At 61.7% G+C, this 17,976-nt stretch carries 14 protein-coding genes; 13 read left to right on the top strand and 1 reads right to left on the bottom strand.

Features of this window, described 5'->3' with window-relative positions; all coding sequences use genetic code 11:
• Window positions 1–8: 8 nt before the first annotated feature.
• The 7 genes from ACQY6C_RS00850 to ACQY6C_RS00820 all read left to right on the top strand — a co-directional run bounded on the left by ACQY6C_RS00850 (window position 9) and on the right by ACQY6C_RS00820 (window position 8,342).
• Complete coding sequence (locus ACQY6C_RS00850; RefSeq protein WP_427963649.1) at window positions 9–1,178, top strand: NAD(P)/FAD-dependent oxidoreductase; 1,170 nt, start codon at window positions 9–11, stop codon at window positions 1,176–1,178.
• 81 nt (window positions 1,179–1,259) lie between these two features.
• Window positions 1,260–1,622 (top strand): group I truncated hemoglobin, encoded by a 363-nt coding sequence (locus ACQY6C_RS00845; RefSeq protein WP_427963647.1) that lies wholly within the window; start codon window positions 1,260–1,262, stop codon window positions 1,620–1,622.
• A gap of 6 nt (window positions 1,623–1,628) precedes the next feature.
• Entirely contained in the window at window positions 1,629–2,675 is a 1,047-nt protein-coding gene (locus ACQY6C_RS00840) for an adenylate/guanylate cyclase domain-containing protein (protein WP_427963646.1), read from the top strand.
• A 13-nt stretch (window positions 2,676–2,688) separates the two neighbouring features.
• Window positions 2,689–4,578, top strand: coding sequence for an ATP-binding protein (locus ACQY6C_RS00835; RefSeq protein ID WP_427963644.1), 1,890 nt, complete (start codon window positions 2,689–2,691; stop codon window positions 4,576–4,578).
• Window positions 4,571–5,281 carry a response regulator gene (locus ACQY6C_RS00830; RefSeq protein ID WP_427963642.1) on the top strand — a complete coding sequence of 237 codons (711 nt, stop codon included), beginning with the start codon at window positions 4,571–4,573 and terminating at the stop codon, window positions 5,279–5,281. The genes ACQY6C_RS00835 and ACQY6C_RS00830 overlap by 8 nt, the downstream gene beginning before the upstream one ends.
• Window positions 5,282–5,391: 110 nt before the next feature.
• On the top strand, window positions 5,392–6,936 hold the full coding sequence (locus ACQY6C_RS00825) for a pyridoxal-phosphate dependent enzyme (RefSeq protein WP_427963640.1): 1,545 nt from the start codon (window positions 5,392–5,394) through the stop codon (window positions 6,934–6,936).
• Complete coding sequence (locus ACQY6C_RS00820) at window positions 6,933–8,342, top strand: pyridoxal phosphate-dependent decarboxylase family protein (RefSeq protein WP_427963639.1); 1,410 nt, start codon at window positions 6,933–6,935, stop codon at window positions 8,340–8,342. Before ACQY6C_RS00825 ends, ACQY6C_RS00820 begins: the two co-directional genes overlap by 4 nt.
• 27 nt (window positions 8,343–8,369) lie before the next feature.
• On the opposite strand, the gene ACQY6C_RS00815 is transcribed toward ACQY6C_RS00820, so the two are convergent.
• The gene (locus ACQY6C_RS00815) at window positions 8,370–10,172 is read right to left on the bottom strand and encodes a hypothetical protein (RefSeq protein WP_427963637.1); all 1,803 of its coding nucleotides are present in this window, start codon (window positions 10,170–10,172) and stop codon (window positions 8,370–8,372) included.
• A gap of 297 nt (window positions 10,173–10,469) precedes the next feature.
• On the opposite strand from ACQY6C_RS00815, the gene ACQY6C_RS00810 reads away from it, so the two are divergent.
• From ACQY6C_RS00810 to ACQY6C_RS00785, 6 genes are read left to right on the top strand one after another with little or no spacing between them, the layout of a single operon-like run.
• Window positions 10,470–12,596, top strand: a complete 2,127-nt coding sequence (locus tag ACQY6C_RS00810; protein WP_427963635.1) for an FAD-dependent oxidoreductase — start codon at window positions 10,470–10,472, stop codon at window positions 12,594–12,596.
• Window positions 12,583–13,557, top strand: coding sequence for a hypothetical protein (locus ACQY6C_RS00805; protein ID WP_427963634.1), 975 nt, complete (start codon window positions 12,583–12,585; stop codon window positions 13,555–13,557). The genes ACQY6C_RS00810 and ACQY6C_RS00805 overlap by 14 nt, the downstream gene beginning before the upstream one ends.
• Window positions 13,558–13,578: 21 nt before the next feature.
• Window positions 13,579–14,616, top strand: a complete 1,038-nt coding sequence (locus ACQY6C_RS00800; protein ID WP_427963632.1) for a polyprenyl synthetase family protein — start codon at window positions 13,579–13,581, stop codon at window positions 14,614–14,616.
• The gene (locus ACQY6C_RS00795) at window positions 14,613–15,680 is read left to right on the top strand and encodes a saccharopine dehydrogenase family protein (protein ID WP_427963630.1); all 1,068 of its coding nucleotides are present in this window, start codon (window positions 14,613–14,615) and stop codon (window positions 15,678–15,680) included. Before ACQY6C_RS00800 ends, ACQY6C_RS00795 begins: the two co-directional genes overlap by 4 nt.
• Window positions 15,677–16,831, top strand: coding sequence for a hypothetical protein (locus ACQY6C_RS00790; RefSeq protein ID WP_427963628.1), 1,155 nt, complete (start codon window positions 15,677–15,679; stop codon window positions 16,829–16,831). Before ACQY6C_RS00795 ends, ACQY6C_RS00790 begins: the two co-directional genes overlap by 4 nt.
• Window positions 16,828–17,976, top strand: a complete 1,149-nt coding sequence (locus ACQY6C_RS00785; RefSeq protein WP_427963626.1) for a hypothetical protein — start codon at window positions 16,828–16,830, stop codon at window positions 17,974–17,976. The genes ACQY6C_RS00790 and ACQY6C_RS00785 overlap by 4 nt, the downstream gene beginning before the upstream one ends.

Genomic DNA, 17,976 nt, shown 5'->3' with positions numbered 1-17,976 from the left:
ACATTACGATGATCGAGAACACCAAACCCCTTGCCAAATCCTATGACGCAATCGTGATCGGTGCCCGCTGCGCGGGGGCCAGCACCGCGATGCTGCTCGCTCGCCACGGCGCGCGGGTACTGATGGTCGACCGCGCGCCGTATGGCAGTGACACGCTTTCGACCCATGCATTGATGCGCGGCGCGGTCATGCAACTCCAGAACTGGGGCGTGTTGCCGCAGATCATAGCGGCTGGCACGCCGCCGATCCGCTCGACCAGTTTCATCTATGGCGAAAGGCCACCGATCGACATCACGATCAAGCCCTCACTCGGCATTCCGGCACTCTATGCGCCGCGCCGCATGGTGCTGGACAGCGAGCTTGCGACTTCCGCATGCCATGCCGGAGTGGACTGCCGGTTCGGCATGTCGCTAACGGGACTATTGAGAGGCAGGGGCGGGGTCGTAAGCGGGGCTTCCTTGCGTGACAGACATGGCGTGATTCACGACGTCGAAGCCGAAATGGTGATCGGGGCGGACGGGCGGGATTCGCTTGTCGCGCGCGAGGCCGGGGCCGAGACGCTCAAGCGCGCATCCAACACAAGCTACTGCATCTATGGCTATTTCAAGGGGCTGCATAATCGCGGCTACCGCTGGCACTGGGGCGAACATTGCGGTGGCGGAATCATCCCCACCAATGATGGCAACAGCAATGTATTCCTCTCGATCAGGCCGGGCGACCGGCAGCGCTTTCGCGGCGTTATGCGCGAGCAAGGTTTCAGGGCGGCCCTCGCGCAATTGATGCCGCAACTGGCACAGGAGCTGGAAGGTGCGCAGCTGACCGGGCGACTGGTGGCCTTTGCCGGGGCTCCTGGGCATATGCGGCAGGCCTGCGGCTATGGCTGGGCGCTGGTTGGCGATGCCGGATATTTCAAGGACCCGCTCACTGCACACGGGATCACCGATGCCCTGCGTGACGCGCAATTGCTGGCGGATAGCTGGGCGAAAGGCCGGTTGGACGACTACGCGAGAACGCGCGATACGATTTCGCGCGACATCTTCCGCATTACGGACGAGATTGCCGGGCTCGACTACAGTCTCGGACACCTGGCCGAACTGCACGAATCGCTGCAACTCGCGATCAAGGCAAACCAGAACTGGATGGCAGAACATCTCATGACGACTGCAGTTGCAGCCTAGCAACCACTTCCGGTTGATTTTCTGAACCATAAGGCGCAGCATTCATTGCGGTCGCCGGTAGCCTAACGAAGAGGAATTTTGATGGGCAATCAGACTATGTTCGAAAAATACGGTGGCTTTTCTTCAGTCAGCAAGATCGTGCTCGATCTCTATGAGCGGCTGATGGATGATGACGATATCGGTCCGTTCTTCGATGAAGTGGAATTCGCGAAGATCGTGGATCATCAGACCAAGTTCGTTTCGTCGCTGATGGGCGGCCCGGTATCCTACACGGATACGCAAATTGAAAAAACGCACCGCCATCTGCCTATTTCAGCGCATCATTTCGCACGGCTTGCAGAGATCCTGACGCAAACGCTCAGCGATCACGGTATTTCCGAAGAAGATGCCCAGACCATCGTTGGCGAGTTCGCGCAGCGGCGCAATCTGGTCGTGAATTCGTGATCCGCCATGTCGATTGAAGCTATCAACGAGCAATTGCTGCGCGCCATCGGTGTAGGTGTCGCGCTGCTGGACATGGGCGATCTGCGCATCCGCTTCTTCAACGATACGTTCAAGGAATGGTTCGCCGAAATCGAACTGGGGCAACCGCTTTCGGAACTGTTTCCCGCGATCGATATGCAGGTGGTCAAACAGGCATTGGCGGACACGGGGCGCTACAATAGCGAGGCGAGCTTCCGCCTTCGCCGCCGCACGATGACGATTGCGCTCGCGGTCAACCGGGCACTAGATGGCGCCGAGCCTGTCGCGGTGGTGGTGTGCCAGAACATCAGCCGGATCAAGGAACTGGAATCGATGATCGATTCCTATTCGATGATGGTCGAGCGCAACACGCGCGAGATCAAGCGCGAGAAGGAGCAGGTCGAAAAGCTGCTGCTCAATTTGATGCCGCGTTCGGTCTATGAAGAATACAAGACCTTCGGCGTGGTGATGCCGCGCATCTATGATCCCGTTGCGGTGCTGTGCCTCGATTTCTCGGGTTTCGCCCAGACGGTCAGCGAGCAGGACGCGGGCGTCATCGTCAGCGAACTCAACGACATCTACACTTCGTTCGACCGGATCGGAGACCAGTTCGGTTGCGAGCGGATCAAGACCGTGGGCGATCTCTATATAACCGTTGCCGGTGTTCCCGATCCTTCGGAAAAGCCGATGCAGGCGGTGGCCGATGCAGCGGTGCGCTTCGTGCGCTATCTCGAACAACGCAATCGCAGCCATCCGGTGGACTGGAAATGCCGGATCGGCCTCGCATCAGGTTCGGTCATCGGTTCGGTCGTGGGCGTGCAGAAGTATATCTACGACGTGTTCGGGCCAGCGGTGATGGATGCCATGCGCCTGTTGCAATTTGCCGGTCCAATGGAGATCGTCGTGGCAGACGCGTTTGCCGACAAGGTCGGCCACGAGCATTTGTTCGAGCTGGCAGGAGACGCCAGCCTGGCCAGCGGCGAAGCCGTGCAGCTGATGCGCCTGGTGCCGGACGCCGACGCAACGGCACAGTAAGCGGGACGGGACGATGCGCGAGGCGCAATCCCAACTGGATGTATCCTACGAAAAGCTGTTCCGCGAGCTGGTGGACGTCTATCGCGATGGGCTTGCGGTATTCGATGAGGATGCCTGCCTGATCCACTGCAATCCCGCTTTGCGAGAACTCAATCCCGGGCTCGGCGATTTGCTCCGGCAAGGGCTGGAGTGGGATCGGATGCTAATGGAAATGGTGGCTCGGGGTTCTCTCGACGCGACCGCGCGCGACCGCTTGCGCGGCCTGGAGGCGCAACTGGATGCCGGGCTGGATGCTCTGGTGAAGCTGGATTTGGGCGAGCGGGGCATTCACCAGTTTTCGCTGACGGGCATTCCCAGCTCCGGCTTCATCATGGTCCAACGCGATGTCACCCGTCGCGAACTGGCCGAAGAGCAGGATCGCGAAGCCGATGCGCTGCTGAGGCAGGTGCTTGAAGCCTGCCCCGCCAACCTCGTCATGTCGCGGATCGACGATGGGCAGATCATCTACCGTTCGCCCGCCGCCCGCGAGATGCTCGGCCCCGCCAAGAAAGTAGGCGAGCATTTCATTTCCAGCGCCGAACAGGCAGACCTTGTCACCGCCCTGCTGCCTGAAGGGCGCGTCGATGATATGTCGGCCACGATCCAGTCGGTCGAAGGCGAGATATTTCCGGCGCTGATTTCCGCCCGCGTGATCGAATACCGCGGCGAAGACGTTGTGGTTTCCTCGGTGGTGGACATCACCAAGGAAGTGGAAATGCGCAAGATGCTGGGGGCGCAGCGCGAACGCATCTTCGAAGTCGAGAAGCTGTCGGCGCTTGGTGAACTGCTGGCAGGTGTCGCGCATGAGCTGAACAATCCGCTTTCGGTGGTGGTCGGCCATTCGCTGATGATGCGCGAGGAGACAACCGATCCCGACGTCCTGCGCCGGGTCGAGCAGATCGCCGATGCGGCTGAACGCTGCACCAAGATCGTCAAGGCCTTCCTGGCGATGGCGCGCGAACAGGATGTCGAGAAGCAGCCGCTTGCACTCGACCGGATCGTTGCGGGCGCTTGCCACAGTCTGGAAGAAGCCGGTCGGACCTCGAACCTGCAGATCGAGGCCGATCTGTCGGATGACCTGCCGCAGGTCTATGGCGATGCAGGGCAATTGGAACAGGTATTCATGAACCTGATGGCCAATGCCGAACAGGCCTTCGGTGGTGTCGGGCGTAGCGGGCGGCTTACAATTACAGCGCAGCCGGACAGATTGCGGAGTCTGATGCAGATCGATGTACAAGACGATGGGCCCGGTATTCCCAAGCGCATCGGCAGGAAGGTGTTTGAGCCTCTCTTCACTACCAAGGAAGTGGGGCAGGGCACCGGGATCGGCCTGGCCTTCTGCCACCGCGTGCTGACTGCCCACGGCGGATCGATTGAACTGGTCCCGTCTGAGAAAGGCGCGCATTTTCGCATTCATCTGCCTCTGGCCGATGCGGCTCAGGGCGGCGAGGCCCGGTCGGCACCGCACCAAAGGAGTGCGAGCCAGGGGCATGTGCTGGTGATCGACGATGAAGAGGACGTCGCTGGCCTGATCGCGGAGATTCTCAGGCGCGACGGATTTACCGCCGAGGAGGTGCATTCGGGCGAAGAGGGCCTGGAAGCGGTGCTCGCTCGGTCTTTCGATGCGATCCTGGCCGATATCAAGATGCCTGGTATCGGCGGGCAAGGCTTCGTCGAAGAGGTTCGCCGCCAGCGCCCCGATCTGGTCGAGCGCATTGCTTTCGTGACGGGAAGTACGATGAGCCCCGATACGCGCGGATTCCTTGACAATTGCGAAGCGCTTTATCTCGAGAAGCCTGTCGCGCCGGGCGAGGTCAGGGCGCTCGCGCGCGAACTGGTGCAGCGGAGTAAGGGCAGTGAGTGAAAGCAATCTGATCTGCGTCTGCGATGATGACCAGCCGCTGCGCGAAATGGTCGTTGAATATCTCGGCAAAAACGGGTTCGAGACGATCGAAGCGCAGGATGGCGAGAGCCTGCGTGCGCAGTTGGCAGATTGTTCGCCCGATGTGATCCTGCTCGATATCAACATGCCCGGTGAGGATGGCTTGTCGGTGCTGCGCTCGCTGCAGGGCGATGAAGGCGGTCCGCGCGTCATCATGCTGACAGCGGCGGGCGAGACGGTTGACCGGATCGTGGGGCTTGAGATGGGTGCGGATGATTACCTTCCCAAGCCGGTCGATCTGCGCGAGCTGGTCGCGCGAATCCGGGCCGTGCTGCGCCGGTCGGGCCGCAAGGAAGCGGAAGATCCGCAAGCGGGGCAAGGACGGCTGCCTTTCGGCAAGACCTGGCTCGACCTCGAAGCGGCCAAGCTGTTCGACGAAGATGGTGATCCGATCCCGCTGACAGCTATGGAGTTCAACTTACTGAAACTATTTGCGAAAAATAGGGGCCGTGTGCTCAATCGCGACCAGATACTGGAGGGCGCGCACGACCGCGAGTGGGATCCGTTTGATCGCAGCATCGACATACGAATCTCGCGCATACGCAAGAAGATCGAGATTAATCCGGCCAAGCCCGCGGTGATCCGGACGGTGCGTGGCATCGGGTACATTTACGATCCGCAATAGGCGAAGCGCTGAAACAATCGAAACAATAGGACGGCGATCGCGACATACGGCTGATACGTTGGCGCTGCATTTTCCTGGGCATTGAAGTTCAACAGCTCAGGACCCGTGCCATGAATGCTCCGCTTTCCCATCCCCTCCCTCATCCGACCCAGGCGGGTGTCAGGCACGGGTCCGTCCTCGAATTGATCGGCAACACGCCCGTGGTACTGGCAGAGAAGCTCTCGCCTCCCGGCCGCGAAGTCTATGTGAAGATCGAAAGCGCGAATCCGATGGGTTCGGTCAAGGACCGGCTTGCGCTGGGCCTGATCGAAGCTGCCGAGCGCGATGGCTCGCTCAAGCCTGGCCAGACCGTGATCGAAGCCACCAGCGGCAACACCGGCATTGGCCTGGCGCTGGTCTGCGCCCGCAAGGGCTATCCGCTGGTCATCGTCATGGCCGAGAGTTTCAGCGTCGAACGCCGCAAGATTCTGCGCTTCCTCGGCGCGAAGGTTGTGCTCACACCCGCATCGCTCAAAGGGACCGGGATGCTCGCCAAGGCCAAGGAACTGGCTGACGAACACGGCTGGTTCCTGCCGCGCCAGTTCGAGAATGAAAACAACGCCGCTTTCCACGAAGCTACGACGGGGCGTGAGATCGTCGAGGCCTTTGCCGATGCACCGCTCCACGCCTTCGTCAGCGGGCTGGGTACCGGCGGGACCATTTCCGGCGTTGGGCGCGCGCTCAAGAAAGGCAGCCCGCAAACGCGTGTCGTCGCTTGCGAGCCGGACAATTCGCCTGTCATCAAGTCGGGCGTGAAACAGGACTATGCACCCGATGGCTCGCCTGCTTCCAGCCACCCGCGCTTCCGCCCGCATCCGATGCAGGGCTGGGCGCCCGACTTTATCCCCGCAGTTGCCAACGCCGCGCTCGAGGATGGCGTGATCGACGAAGTCCGTCTGGTCGGCGGCAGCGACGCGATCACCTGGTCGAAGCGGCTGGCGCGCGAAGAAGGCGTCTTTTGCGGCATTACTGCAGGGGCCACCTTCGCCTGTGCACACAAGCTTGCCAGCGAATTGCCCGAAGGTTCGCGCGTGCTTGCGATGATACCCGATACCGGGGAGCGCTACATGACGACGCCGCTGTTCGATGGGATCGACGAGGACATGGACGAAGCCGAGATGGAAATCTCGCGCTCGACGCCCTTGGCCCGGTTTGATGCGCCACCCCCTGCGCCGACGCCCGCAGCGCCGCAGCCTGCTCCCGAACCGCCGCAGGCATCCGAAGCGGCACTTGCGCATCTCGACGCGATCATTTCCAACCCGGAAAATCCGATCGTGTTCTTCGCGCTCGAATGGTGCGAGTTTTGCTGGTCGGCTCGGCGCCTGCTCGAAAGAATGGGCGTCGAATATAAGACAGTGAACCTCGATGGTCCCGATTATGCCGACGGCCAATGGGCCAGCGATGTACGCGCTGCTCTCGCTGTGCGAAGTGGCGGTGCCCCTACCATCCCGCAGATATTCATCAAGGGCGACCACATTGGCGGAGCGACGGACCTGTTCGACATGTACAATGGCGGCGAACTCGCCAAGCTGCTCGACAAGACCGGCATTGTCTATCAACCGACTGACGTTGCCGACGCATACAGCCTCCTGCCCAAGTGGATGCAGAAGCGATGAGCCCCGTGGTTTCACCCGACGAGGCTGCCCTGGCAATGGCCCGGGCAGCCGAACTCGCGATTGAAGGCAGGGCGGAGCGCCGCCCGCTCGATTCGCGCAGCGGCGGAGATGCCGAACCTTCCGCACTCGACATTCCTCTGCCGCGGCGGGGGCGCAACCCGGTCGAAGTCATCGAAGCGCTAGACAGCGGCGCGCGTCCAGGCCTGTCAGGCATGACCGATCCCGGTTTCCTGAGCTGGGTGATCGGCGGTTCGCACCCGGCCGGTATCGCAGCCGACTGGCTCGCGGCATCATGGGGACAAAACGCCTGCCTTTACGACTCCTCGCCTGCTGCCGCCGAAGCCGAAGCCGCGAGCGCGCGCTGGTTGCTCGATCTGCTCGATCTTCCGCGCGAATCCTCAGTCGGATTTGCCTCAGGCGCAACCATGGCGGCCTTTACCTGCCTTGCTGCGGCGCGTCTGTGCGTGCTGGAGCGCGCCGGGCACGATTTCGAGCGCCAGGGCCTGTTCGGTTGCCCTGAAGTCGCCGTCTTTATCGCTGAAGACGCCCATGTGACGAATTATTCCGTGCTGCGCTATCTCGGGTTCGGCAGCGATCAGTTGAGGCGTATTCCCTCTGTCGCCGATGGCACCTACGACATTGATGCGCTGGATTCCGCACTGGCCAATGACAAAGCCGAAGCGCGCATTGTGATCGCTCAGGCGGGCCACATCATGAGCGGCGGCTTCGACAATTTCACGCGGCTGTCGCAGCTTTGCCGCAAGCATGGCGCGTGGCTCCATGTCGATGGCGCATTCGGGCTGTGGATCCGCGCGAGCCGCAAGCTGCGCCATATCGCGCATGACATTGACCTCGCCGATTCCTGGTCGGTCGACGGACACAAATGGCTACAGATTCCCTACGACCTTGGCTTCGCGATTGTCCGCGACGAGCGCTATCATCGCCGGGCCATGTCGATGCAGGCGGGCTACCTCCCTGAAGCGCCCGTCACCCGCAACAATTCGGACTATGTTCCCGAACTTTCGCGCCGCGCGCGTGGTTTCTCCGCCTGGGCGGTGATGCAGTGCTTGGGGCGTCACGGGATCGAGCGGATGGTGGAAAGCCACTGCCACGCCACGCAAATGCTCGCATCGGCCCTGCGCCAGATGCAAGGCGTGACTGTGGCGAACAAGGTCTGCCTGAACCAGCTCGCAGCGAGCTTCGATGGACCGACGGGAAATTCCAGTGAGGCAGTCGCCAACGCGCTCAATGCCGGTGGGCGTTTCTTCGTCCGCACGGCAAGCTGGCAAGGCCGCACCCTTCTGCGTTTCTCTATCACTAATGGAGCGACCACGCCGGACCATATCGAAGCGCTGATTGCGGAACTTCGTGCGATCTGGGCGGGGCTCAACCAGGCTGCCGCCTAGCCACGCAAGAGGCCGATTAGGGAGAGCTTAGCCCGGCAGGCTCAGAGGCCGCGTTTCGTAGTGCAAGTGCCATTGCTGCACATCGGCCAGCATGATTTCGCTCAGCCGACGCGAACGTTCCACCAGCCTGTCATAGCGTAGCGGGTCCATCTCGATCGCGACCTTCAACCGCTCAAGCCTGTGCGCGATAACGCTCGACCGTTCGCTGGTGGCAGCGAAATCGCCTTGCATGCGGATGCCATAGAGCGCTGCCGCAAGCGCCGGAAAGAGCGCGGTCAGGAAGGTCACGATTTCGGTCATGCCGAAGCGCCCGATGCCGACCTTGGTTCCGATCGTGAGCGATAATACGAGATAGGCGATGCAGGCCAGGATCGTGCCCGAGAACATCCAGTCGCCCAGCTTGTGCAGGCGGTGGTTGGCGTGGTGCATCGCCCTGGCATTGTTGCGGTGATAGCCTGCCTGGTCGGCAATAAGCGCAACCATGGTGTCGCGCGCTTTTGTCAGATATTCGCGATCAAACGTCGCATTGACTAACCCGAGCTCTCGCGCACTTGCCCGCGCATACCAGCTTGTCCAGCCTGGATCGCGCGTCCCGTCTTCGACATCGCGCAGTGACAGCCGCCCGAGTGTGGCGGTGAGCATGAGTTGTCGCAATCGCTCGGCCAGATGTCTGCGTTCCAACCATCGTGCGTGGAAATTTATCCGATTGGCACCGCGCGTGTTGGCGATGATGAGCAGGATCACCAGTAATTCGGCGGCAATCAGCAATTTCTTGGCTTCGGGAAACAACAGCCCGGAAAGGGCCAGCAGCACTGCGAGCCCAGCCATCGCAAAATTGCTCACGAAGCTGGATCGGAAGCGCAGGGCGTAATAGTTCGCGTGAGCGTCAACTCGCCCGAACCGCTTGAGCAATGGGCCGTTCAACATCGTGCCGAAGTGACCGTTTTGCGCGAAGGGCAATGCGAGATCACGCGACTGGCGAACGGATTCGCCCGCGTCGCCGGGCGTGAAATTGAGCTTCGACCAGGCTCTGGCGCCGGTCAGGCCCAGCATCATCGGCCATGCGACGACGCGCTCTCGCCTCTTGTCCTGCGGATCGATCATATCGCGAACGAATGCCTGGCCATTTGAGGCTGGCGGTGCACAAAGCGCCTCTATCAGGGCGGGGAGCGCCTTGCGCGCGTCGGCCCGTTCCACACCATCCACCGAAGGCCGGTCCGGGATGGCTGCGTGCAATCCGCTCCACAACAGTTCCGGTTCGGATCCGCCGGTTGCGTCGACATGGATGACGGGTTGATGCCGGGCGACGGCTTCAGCGATGATTTGCGTGGTGCCTCCGCGCCCGCGTGCCGCTTCTCCATCCCACACCGCGACCAGAATATCGGACTGTCCGAGTACGATCTGGCCTGCGATTTCATATCCCGCCTCGTCGCCGCGCGAATAATCAGTCAACGCCAGGATCGAATCGGCCTTCTCGATCAAGGCAGCGGTACGGCGCCATTCCTCCTCGCCAAAATCCTTGGCGTAAACCTCGGGCGGGAAAGGCAGGCAGGCCGAAAGGTGCAAGCCGCTTTCCAGTGCCGCCTCTGCAGCCAAGACATCGGCGCCTTCCGCAAGCGAAGAAACCAGCTTGGCCTGCGCGGGCTCACTCGAAAAGACGTCCGGGTGGCGAGGTTGGAGTTCCTCAAGCGATTGCTGGGCCAGCCTGAAGATTTCGGCGCATTGTTCCTTGATTGTGTCGTGCCGGTCTTCCACCAGCCGGGGAGGGCGGTGCCCGGTAATGCCGAACCGCAGGACCAGCCGTGGTCTGAAACTGCTCTCGTCGCTCAAGCCCCACCCCTCTTGATTACCGATCACGCAGCCCGTTAGCCCGGGCGCCAAGGATGCATCCTGTAACAGGACGCGGCGCAGGGGAAGGGGGTTTTCGGATTGAGGCTTGATCGCGTGGCGGATTTTCCCGGCCAAATTGCCTGCTGTTGTGCCTTTCGGAGACTGCACATCAAGGAACCTTGCCAAAACCTGCCCCATGGTATGTTATGCACAGTTCAAGGGGGGCTGAGCGTGGTTCACAAGCATACTGTTGGACCTTGGCGGCGCTGCGCGATGCAGCAAGCCAGGATTACCTGAATGGGGCAACGGAAGACCCGCGTTGCCGTGATTGGCGGGGGCTGTGCCGCCATGGCGCTTGCGTGGGAACTTTCGCGACCCGAACTTCAGGATCGCTACGAAGTCACGATCTATCAGGAAGGCTGGCGGCTGGGCGGCAAGGGCGCTTCCGGACGCGGGCCGAGCGGCCGCATTGAGGAGCATGGGCTGCACATCTGGCTCGGCTTTTACGACAATGCTTTCCGCATGATGCGCGAATGCCATGCCGAGCTGGATGCGGCGGGCATGGGCGATCTCTATGGCGACTGGCGCGAAGCCTGGACGCCGGAAAACGATATTGCGCTATGCTCGCCGCGCGAAGGCGGAGGGTTCGAGAAATGGACCGTCCACATGCCGCCGCGAGCGGGCCTGCCGGGCGACCCACTGCCGCCGGACGCCGTTTTCTCGCTGCCCTATTACATGGCGAGGGCCTTCGAACTGTTCCGCGCGCTCATCATGGATACGGCGCGCGACGGCGAAACAGTGCTGAGCGGTTTCGAGCGACCGGCCGAAGGCGATGTTGGTGCGCGGCTGGCCTATCTTGCGAAGCTGGGAGCCTTTGCGAGCGCAGCCACTCTGGCTGAAGGGCTGGGCGTGCTGGCGGCGTTGCTTCGCTCCGTCACTCCGCAGGGAGCGGACGGTCTGCTCAAGGCTGCCGACGGCGTACTCGCGCAATTGCGACAATGGGTTGAAGATCGCTGGATTGCCGATGACCCCAATCGTTTCATCTGGGAAGTGGCGGACCTCACCGTCGCCACGATCACCGGCCTGATGCGCTATGGCATTATGGCCGATCCCAAGGGTCTCGACGCGATCGATGACTATGAATGCCGCGAATGGATGCGCATCAACGGCGCGTCGGTGCGCGCGCTGCAATCGCCTTTCCTGCGCGGGCTTTACGACCTGTCGATGGGCTATGAGAATGGCGACGAGAACCGCCCGGCCCTGTCTGCGGGGCAGGGGCTGCGCGGCACGCTGCGCACCTTCTTCGGCTATCGCGGTGCTTTCATGTGGCGCATGCGGGCAGGGATGGGCGACGTCGTGTTCGCCCCGCTCTACACTGCGATGAAGGCGCGCGGCGTGAAGTTCGAATTCTTCCACCGCCTCACCAACATGGGCCTCGCCGCGTCGAAGGATCATGTCGAAACGCTCACATTCGATGTGCAGGCGATGGTCAAGCGCGGGCGCGAATATGATCCGCTTGTTCCGGTGAAGGGCAAGCCGTGCTGGCCATCGGCTCCCGATTACGAACAATTGCTGCAGGGCACCAAGCTTCGCCAGCAAGGCTGGAATTTCGAGTCCCATTGGGATCGCCGCCGTGCCGAAGAGGTAACGCTGCGCGTGGGCGAGCACTTCGACTTTGTTGCGCTGACAGTGGGTGTCGCAGCGGTGCCGCATGTGGCGAGCGAGATCGTGGAGCATGACACGCGTTGGCGCAGCATGTGCGACAACGTCGCCACCGTCGCTTCGCAGGCATTCCAGCTATGGCTGGCTGAGGATCTCGAAAGCCTCGGCTGGCCGGGGCCGACCTATATCACCGGCGCCTTCGCCAAGCCCTTCGACACATGGTGCGACATGGCGCATGTCGTGCCGGAAGAGGGATGGAAACAGCCGCCCGCAACGTCTGTATATTTCTGTGCCGTTCTGCCCGATCCGCCCGAGCCACCTGGAGATGACGACACCGGTTATCTGTCGCGTCGCACCGACGAAGTGCGCGCCAATGCGGAAGGCTATCTGCAGGGCCCCATCCGGACCGCTTGGCCCGGTGCTTTTGGCGATGACGGCGATTTTCGCTGGGAGATACTCAAAACCCCCGATGACGGATCGCAGGACAAGAAACTGGCAGGCGAAGCGCGATTTGCCACGCAGTATTGGCGGGCGAATGTAAACCCTTCGGATCGTTACGTTATTCATACACCGGGAAGCTGGCGGCATCGCATCTCGCCACTCGACCGAACTTACGATAATTTGACCATAGCAGGCGACTGGACCGATAGCGGTTTCCATTCGGGCTGCGTTGAAGGAGCTGTCATGTCAGGCCTGCTTGCAGCGCATGCCCTGTGCGGTTCCCCAAGGCTGGAGGACATCACCGCCTATGACCACCCCTAAGCCAACCGCCAAGAGCGGGCGCTCAAAACCGGCGCCCAAAGCAAAAAAGGCCGCGCCCAAGGCGAAGAAGGCCGCGCCCAAGGCGAAGAAAGCTGCACCCAAGGCGAAGCCAAGTGTCAAGCGCGTGACGCGGCCCGTGGCCGAACGAATGCGCCCAGATCGCAGCGGCGCGCGCGCGGCGGAGCAAGCCAAGGCAAAGGCGGCAGCGCAGAGCGCTCCGGCTCCCGATCCGCAATCCGCGCCTCCTTCAAGCAAGGCGGCCCCGAGCAAGGCGACCCAGATCGACGAAGCCGTCGCCCAGGCGGTCAAGTCAGGCTATGACGTGCTGGCCAAGACGATCGCCCAGAGTCGGGAGTCCGCAACGCGCTTCCGCCAGGGCGAATACAATATGCGAGACGTGCCGCAGGACGTCCAGAATGTGACGCTGCGCTTGCTCGACCTCGCGCGCCAACTCAGCGCTACGACACTCGACCTGTGCGAGCAGCTCGTCATGCAAATCGGGAACGGGGTCGGGGCCGGGCCGCCACCGCCGGGTGAGGTCGCATCGAAAATGCCGCCGTTCCGCAGTCACGAGCCACAATCGGAATTTGGCAGTCCGCCGATCGAGGGTGGCGAAGATCAGCAGTCTCTGCGCGCAGCGCCTCCACCGCAGTCAGCGGGCGGAATTCCCATCTCGATCGTTTTCGACGGGACGAAAAAGGCGAAGGCGCTGAATTCATCGCTCTCCCGCCCCGTGAGCCCGACTGGCACCTGGCAGATCTCGGCCGCGCCTCTCGCTTCGCGCGAAGGCAATGCCACGCCGATCGAAAATGTCTCTTTTTCGTCGGATCTTTCGGAAGGAACGCTGGTCGCGACGATCAAGGTTCCGAAGGGCCAGCCGCCCGGAACCTATAGCGGGCTGGTGTTCGCGGAAACTCAGCCGGTTCCGCTTGGCATGCTGGTCATCGAGATCGGAAGCTAGATCATGGATATGGGGGGGCAAATGGCGACCGCGCCGGATACCGGCGGCCTCCCTGAAGGGCTCCTTGCCCGTTATGCCGAGGCGACACGGGCAGAGTTGCGGCACTATCTCGATTCGGGCTCACCCGCTCCCTTCCTGGACTCGCTGCTTGGCGAATATCCAAGTCGCGGCGGGAAGATGCTGCGGCCTTCGATCTGCATTGCCAATTGCTGCCAGTTCGGCGGGACACCCGAAGCTGCCGTGCGCTGCGCAGCGGCGGTCGAACTGCTCCACAATGCGCTGCTGATCCATGACGATGTGCAGGATGGCAGCGACATGCGGCGCGGCCTGCCTACGCTTCATGCCAGCCACGGTGTGCCGCTGGCGATCAACGCAGGTGACGCACTGCTGTTCACGGCGTTCCAGCCGCTATTCGACGCTGTCCGCCCGCTTGGGGCCGATGTCGCGCAACAAGTCATCGAGGCCACGGTAACGATGGCGCGCCAGACGGCCGAGGGGCAGGCGCTGGAACTGGGTTGGCGTGACAAGAACGTCACGGACCTGGTGGAAGCGGACTATATCCGCATGGCGCTGAAGAAGACGGCGTGGATGGGCATGATCTGGCCGGCGCAGCTGGGCGTCATCATCGGTTCGCGCGGAAGGGTCGATCCCGATCGGGTGATCCGGTTCGGCCATTTCCTGGGCGTCGCCTTCCAGATCGAGGACGATTTGCGCAACCTTTCCGAAGACCCCGGCTACGGCAAGGAGATGAACGGGGACCTCTATGAGGGCAAGCGCACGATCATGCTGATCAATGTGCTCGCCGCTGCCTCCGTACGGGAGCGCAAGCGGATCGAATCCTTCCTGGCGCTTCGCCGCGAAGATCGCAGCGAGGACGAGGTGCTGTGGCTCGCGGGACTGATGCGGGCCAAGGGCTCGATCGACCATGCGCGCAAGGTTGCCGGTGCCATGGCGGGCTGTGCCCTCGCTGAGTTCGAGCAGGCCTATGCCGGCTGCCCCGATGACGACAACCGGGCATTCCTGCTCGGCCTGGTGCGATGGATATTCGACCGGAAATGAGCGGACGGGTGATCCTCTATGGCGCGACCGGTTATACGGGACAGGCGATCGCGAAGCATCTTGCGGGCGAGATGGATGTGGTGCTGGCGGGAAGGAATGCTGACCGTCTGGCCAAGATAGCAGAGCCGCTTGGCTTGCCCTGGCGTTCCTTCGAGCTGTCCAATGAGGCGGCTGTTCATACGGCACTGGCTGACGGCGCGGTGCTGCTCAATGCTGCCGGCCCCTATGCCGACACCGCCGGGCCATTGGCTCTGGGCTGTATCCGCACGGGCACGCATTATCTCGATGTCGGCGGCGAATGGCCGGTCTTCGCGCAATTGATGGAGCTGGATGAACAAGCGCGCAAGGCGGGCGTACTGCTGCTTCCGGGCATGGGGCTGACGATCGCGGCAAGCGACTGCCTGCTCGCCCGTGCGGTCGAGCATTGGCCCGATACGGTCAAGCTGTGTCTCGGCATTTCGCGCGCGCATTCGGTTTCGCGCGGGAGCGCGGCCAGCGCCGCGCGGCTGTTCGACAAGCAGTCGGTGATCCGTCGCGGCGGCAAGCTCACGGGTGTGCCTCTGGGAAGCCTGACGCGTGCTTTCGATTTCGGCGATGGGCTGCGCGAAACGCTTGCCCTGAGTTGGGCGGATGTCGTGACTGGCGAGTTCACCACTGGCGTCGGCGATATCGAGGTTTATTCCGAAGTGCCTTGGTGGCAACGCGCGGGATATCGCGCTTCGGGCCTCTATGCCTCGCTTACGGGTGCCGGCGTCTGGCGCTCCGCCGGCGGGATGATCGCCAGGGCATGGCCGAGCGAACCGGGCGCGGACGTGCGGGGCGGCCAGAACTATGTCATGGTGGTGGAAGCGCTCGATCGCTGGCGCCGCCCGCGCCTGCTCAAACTGCAAACGCATGACGGTTATGGCACGACGGTGCTGGTCGCTGCGGAGGGACTTCGCCGTATCATCAGGGGGAGTGAGGAAAGCGGGTTTCAGACCCCGGCGCGCCTGTTCGGCTCCGGCTTCGTCGAGGAAGCGGGTGCAGGGATATTCGAGGCGAAGGCAGGAGCATCGGCAGCATGAGAACAGACCAGCCAGCGATACCCTATGTCCAGTCTTCGGCCAGCCAGGATGTGCCGCCGCCCTATCACTTCCCCAATGTGAGCGTGAATGCCTTCGTCTGGGAAGCGGAGATGGGGGCGGTCCAGAGCTATTGCGACAAGTTTCTCAATCTGGGAACGCGCGAAGAGCGCGGATTCGAGTACCGGCCAGCATCGAGCTGGCCCTACGCGCTGCTGATGTTCCTCGATTATCCGGAGATGATAAGCTCAAACCGGGAGCCTGAGGATATTGGCGAAACGCCCTATCCCGAGCGTGGGATGACCAGTCAGCGCGAGGTTTTCGTGTGCTTGCCGGTGATCCGGTACGGCAATGGACCGCGCGGGCTGATCGCCGATAGCGACATAGAGTGCGTGCTGCCATTCATCGTGGTCGACAAGCCGTGGTCCAGCATTTGCGGCCGCGAGATGCTGGGCCTCGGCAAGCTCCTGGCCAATATCGAAATCGGTGACGGCTACTATCCCGACGGCTTCAATGGCTCGGTCAATCTCCCCGGTTGGGCCAGCTCCCATATCGGCGATCCGATCGACAACAATTTGCGTTTCCTCGATGTGACTGCCGGGCCGGTGCTCCCGACCTTCAGGCTGGAGAAGAAGCCCGAGAAGTCGCTTGCAACCCTGTTTCAGAGCCCGGCCGCGAGCCTTGGGATCTCGACCATGGGCGATCTGTCCAATTTCTTCGACTTTGCTTCTGGCGGCCTGTTCCCTTCATCAATGAGGACGCTTGGCCTCAAGCAATATCGGGACGCGAAATACCCGCAGCGGGCGATCTACCAGGCGCTGGTTTCCTGCCGGTCGCATTACAGCAATGTGCGCGATATGAGGCTCTATGACGAGAACAATGTCTCGATCCGCTTTCACGATACCGGCAGTTTTCACGAGATACTGAAGGTGTTCCTGGAAGTCGGGCCAAGAGCGAGCGGACTGATGTTCGACGCCAAGGTGCTGGGCGCATTCCGGTTCAAGGCTGACGTGGATTATGACGACATGCGCGTCGTCCATGAGTTCCCCATCACGGGCGGGGACGGGATCGTCGCGCGCTCCGCACGCAGCGATCTTTCTGCACGCTGGTTCCGCCCGCTGAAAGGCTTCTTTGGGCGGAGGGGCCAGCCATGACCGACTTCGTCGAATCCTTCACCACCCAGCAGTTGATCCCGCCGTGGATCGCCAAGGGTTCGCGGATCTGGGCCTTCGTCATCAGGACCGAGGCGTCCTGTATGCAGAATTATCTCGATACCCATCTGAACTCGCCCGGCCCAGATCAGGCGCCCTATCACTATCGCTGTATCGACGAGACGGGATACGGGTTGCTCATGGTCGCCGACCATCCCGATTTCTCCAGCGGGGCCAATGGGATAGAGGGCTGGGATACCGTCAAGCACAAGGAGGTATTCTGGGCATTTCCGGCAATGCGGTATGATCTCAACAAGAACAATCTTCTGGGCCAGGGAGAAGTGGTCTGGATCCAGCCGTTCTACTTCGATGACAGCAGCTATGTGATGTTTTCCAGCCGGGAGATCTGGGGCAGCGAAAAACAGCTCGGGAACATCACTCTGCAAGAAGGCAAAAGACACGATCAACTGCATATCGATCTTTCGACGCAGGGTTTTGCCAAGTTCAATCCGCGTTCCAAGGCAAAGTCGCTTGCCGTGATGCACGCCCGGCTCAATCCGGGAACCGAACCCGTCGATCTTCGCAAGATCATCCTCAAGGATTCCGACATCGCGACCTTCAACGGAACCATCATGGCGAGCTTCAACCTGTTCGGGGCACCGCCGGAGAATACACCCGGCCTGCGTCGGGGTATCGAGATCAACACGCTGAAGCAGTTTCGCGATGTGTTCGACATGCGCGCGGCAGCCTATCGCGCGATCATTGCTTCGCATGTGAAGCATGAATTGGTGGGTGAGCCGCAGTTCTTCTACGGCGAGCAGGTCGAGCTTGATTTCATGTGGTCGGATACGATGAAAGAGCAGCTGATCCAGTTGTTCGGATTGGAAGAGCCCGAAGAAGGCACACATACCGTCGGGCACGATGACAAAGGCGATGCACCACCGAGCGGCTTTGACCCGGATGGCGCGGATGAGGAGGAATTAAGCCTGGAACACAGATATGGCCGACCGCCGATGGGGGATATCAATGCCGACTGGAATCTCCCGCGCGTGCGTGTCCCGGTCGAATATGCATTCTCCTTCACGACCAATGCCCGTTTCGAAGTTCTTGGGACGCTGCATACCTATGGCACGCCGGGCGCGGCCTGA

This window comes from Altererythrobacter sp., assembly GCF_050299635.1.
Lineage (GTDB): Bacteria > Pseudomonadota > Alphaproteobacteria > Sphingomonadales > Sphingomonadaceae > Erythrobacter.
The sequence above is the reverse complement of the archived record's forward strand: the minus strand, read 5'-3'. Positions and strand labels throughout refer to the sequence as shown.

Excerpts from the sequence above, each read along its gene's own strand:
- ACQY6C_RS00805 (WP_427963634.1), top strand. The coding sequence starts at position 12,583 with ATGACCACCCCTAAGCCAACCGCCAAGAGCGGGCGCTCAAAACCGGCG.
- ACQY6C_RS00840 (WP_427963646.1), top strand. The coding sequence starts at position 1,629 with ATGTCGATTGAAGCTATCAACGAGCAATTGCTGCGCGCCATCGGTGTA.
- ACQY6C_RS00800 (WP_427963632.1), top strand. The coding sequence starts at position 13,579 with ATGGCGACCGCGCCGGATACCGGCGGCCTCCCTGAAGGGCTCCTTGCC.
- ACQY6C_RS00845 (WP_427963647.1), top strand. The coding sequence starts at position 1,260 with ATGGGCAATCAGACTATGTTCGAAAAATACGGTGGCTTTTCTTCAGTC.
- ACQY6C_RS00835 (WP_427963644.1), top strand. The coding sequence starts at position 2,689 with ATGCGCGAGGCGCAATCCCAACTGGATGTATCCTACGAAAAGCTGTTC.
- ACQY6C_RS00795 (WP_427963630.1), top strand. The coding sequence starts at position 14,613 with ATGAGCGGACGGGTGATCCTCTATGGCGCGACCGGTTATACGGGACAG.
- ACQY6C_RS00810 (WP_427963635.1), top strand. The coding sequence starts at position 10,470 with ATGGGGCAACGGAAGACCCGCGTTGCCGTGATTGGCGGGGGCTGTGCC.
- ACQY6C_RS00820 (WP_427963639.1), top strand. The coding sequence starts at position 6,933 with ATGAGCCCCGTGGTTTCACCCGACGAGGCTGCCCTGGCAATGGCCCGG.
- ACQY6C_RS00790 (WP_427963628.1), top strand. The coding sequence starts at position 15,677 with ATGAGAACAGACCAGCCAGCGATACCCTATGTCCAGTCTTCGGCCAGC.
- ACQY6C_RS00785 (WP_427963626.1), top strand. The coding sequence starts at position 16,828 with ATGACCGACTTCGTCGAATCCTTCACCACCCAGCAGTTGATCCCGCCG.
- ACQY6C_RS00825 (WP_427963640.1), top strand. The coding sequence starts at position 5,392 with ATGAATGCTCCGCTTTCCCATCCCCTCCCTCATCCGACCCAGGCGGGT.
- ACQY6C_RS00850 (WP_427963649.1), top strand. The coding sequence starts at position 9 with ATGATCGAGAACACCAAACCCCTTGCCAAATCCTATGACGCAATCGTG.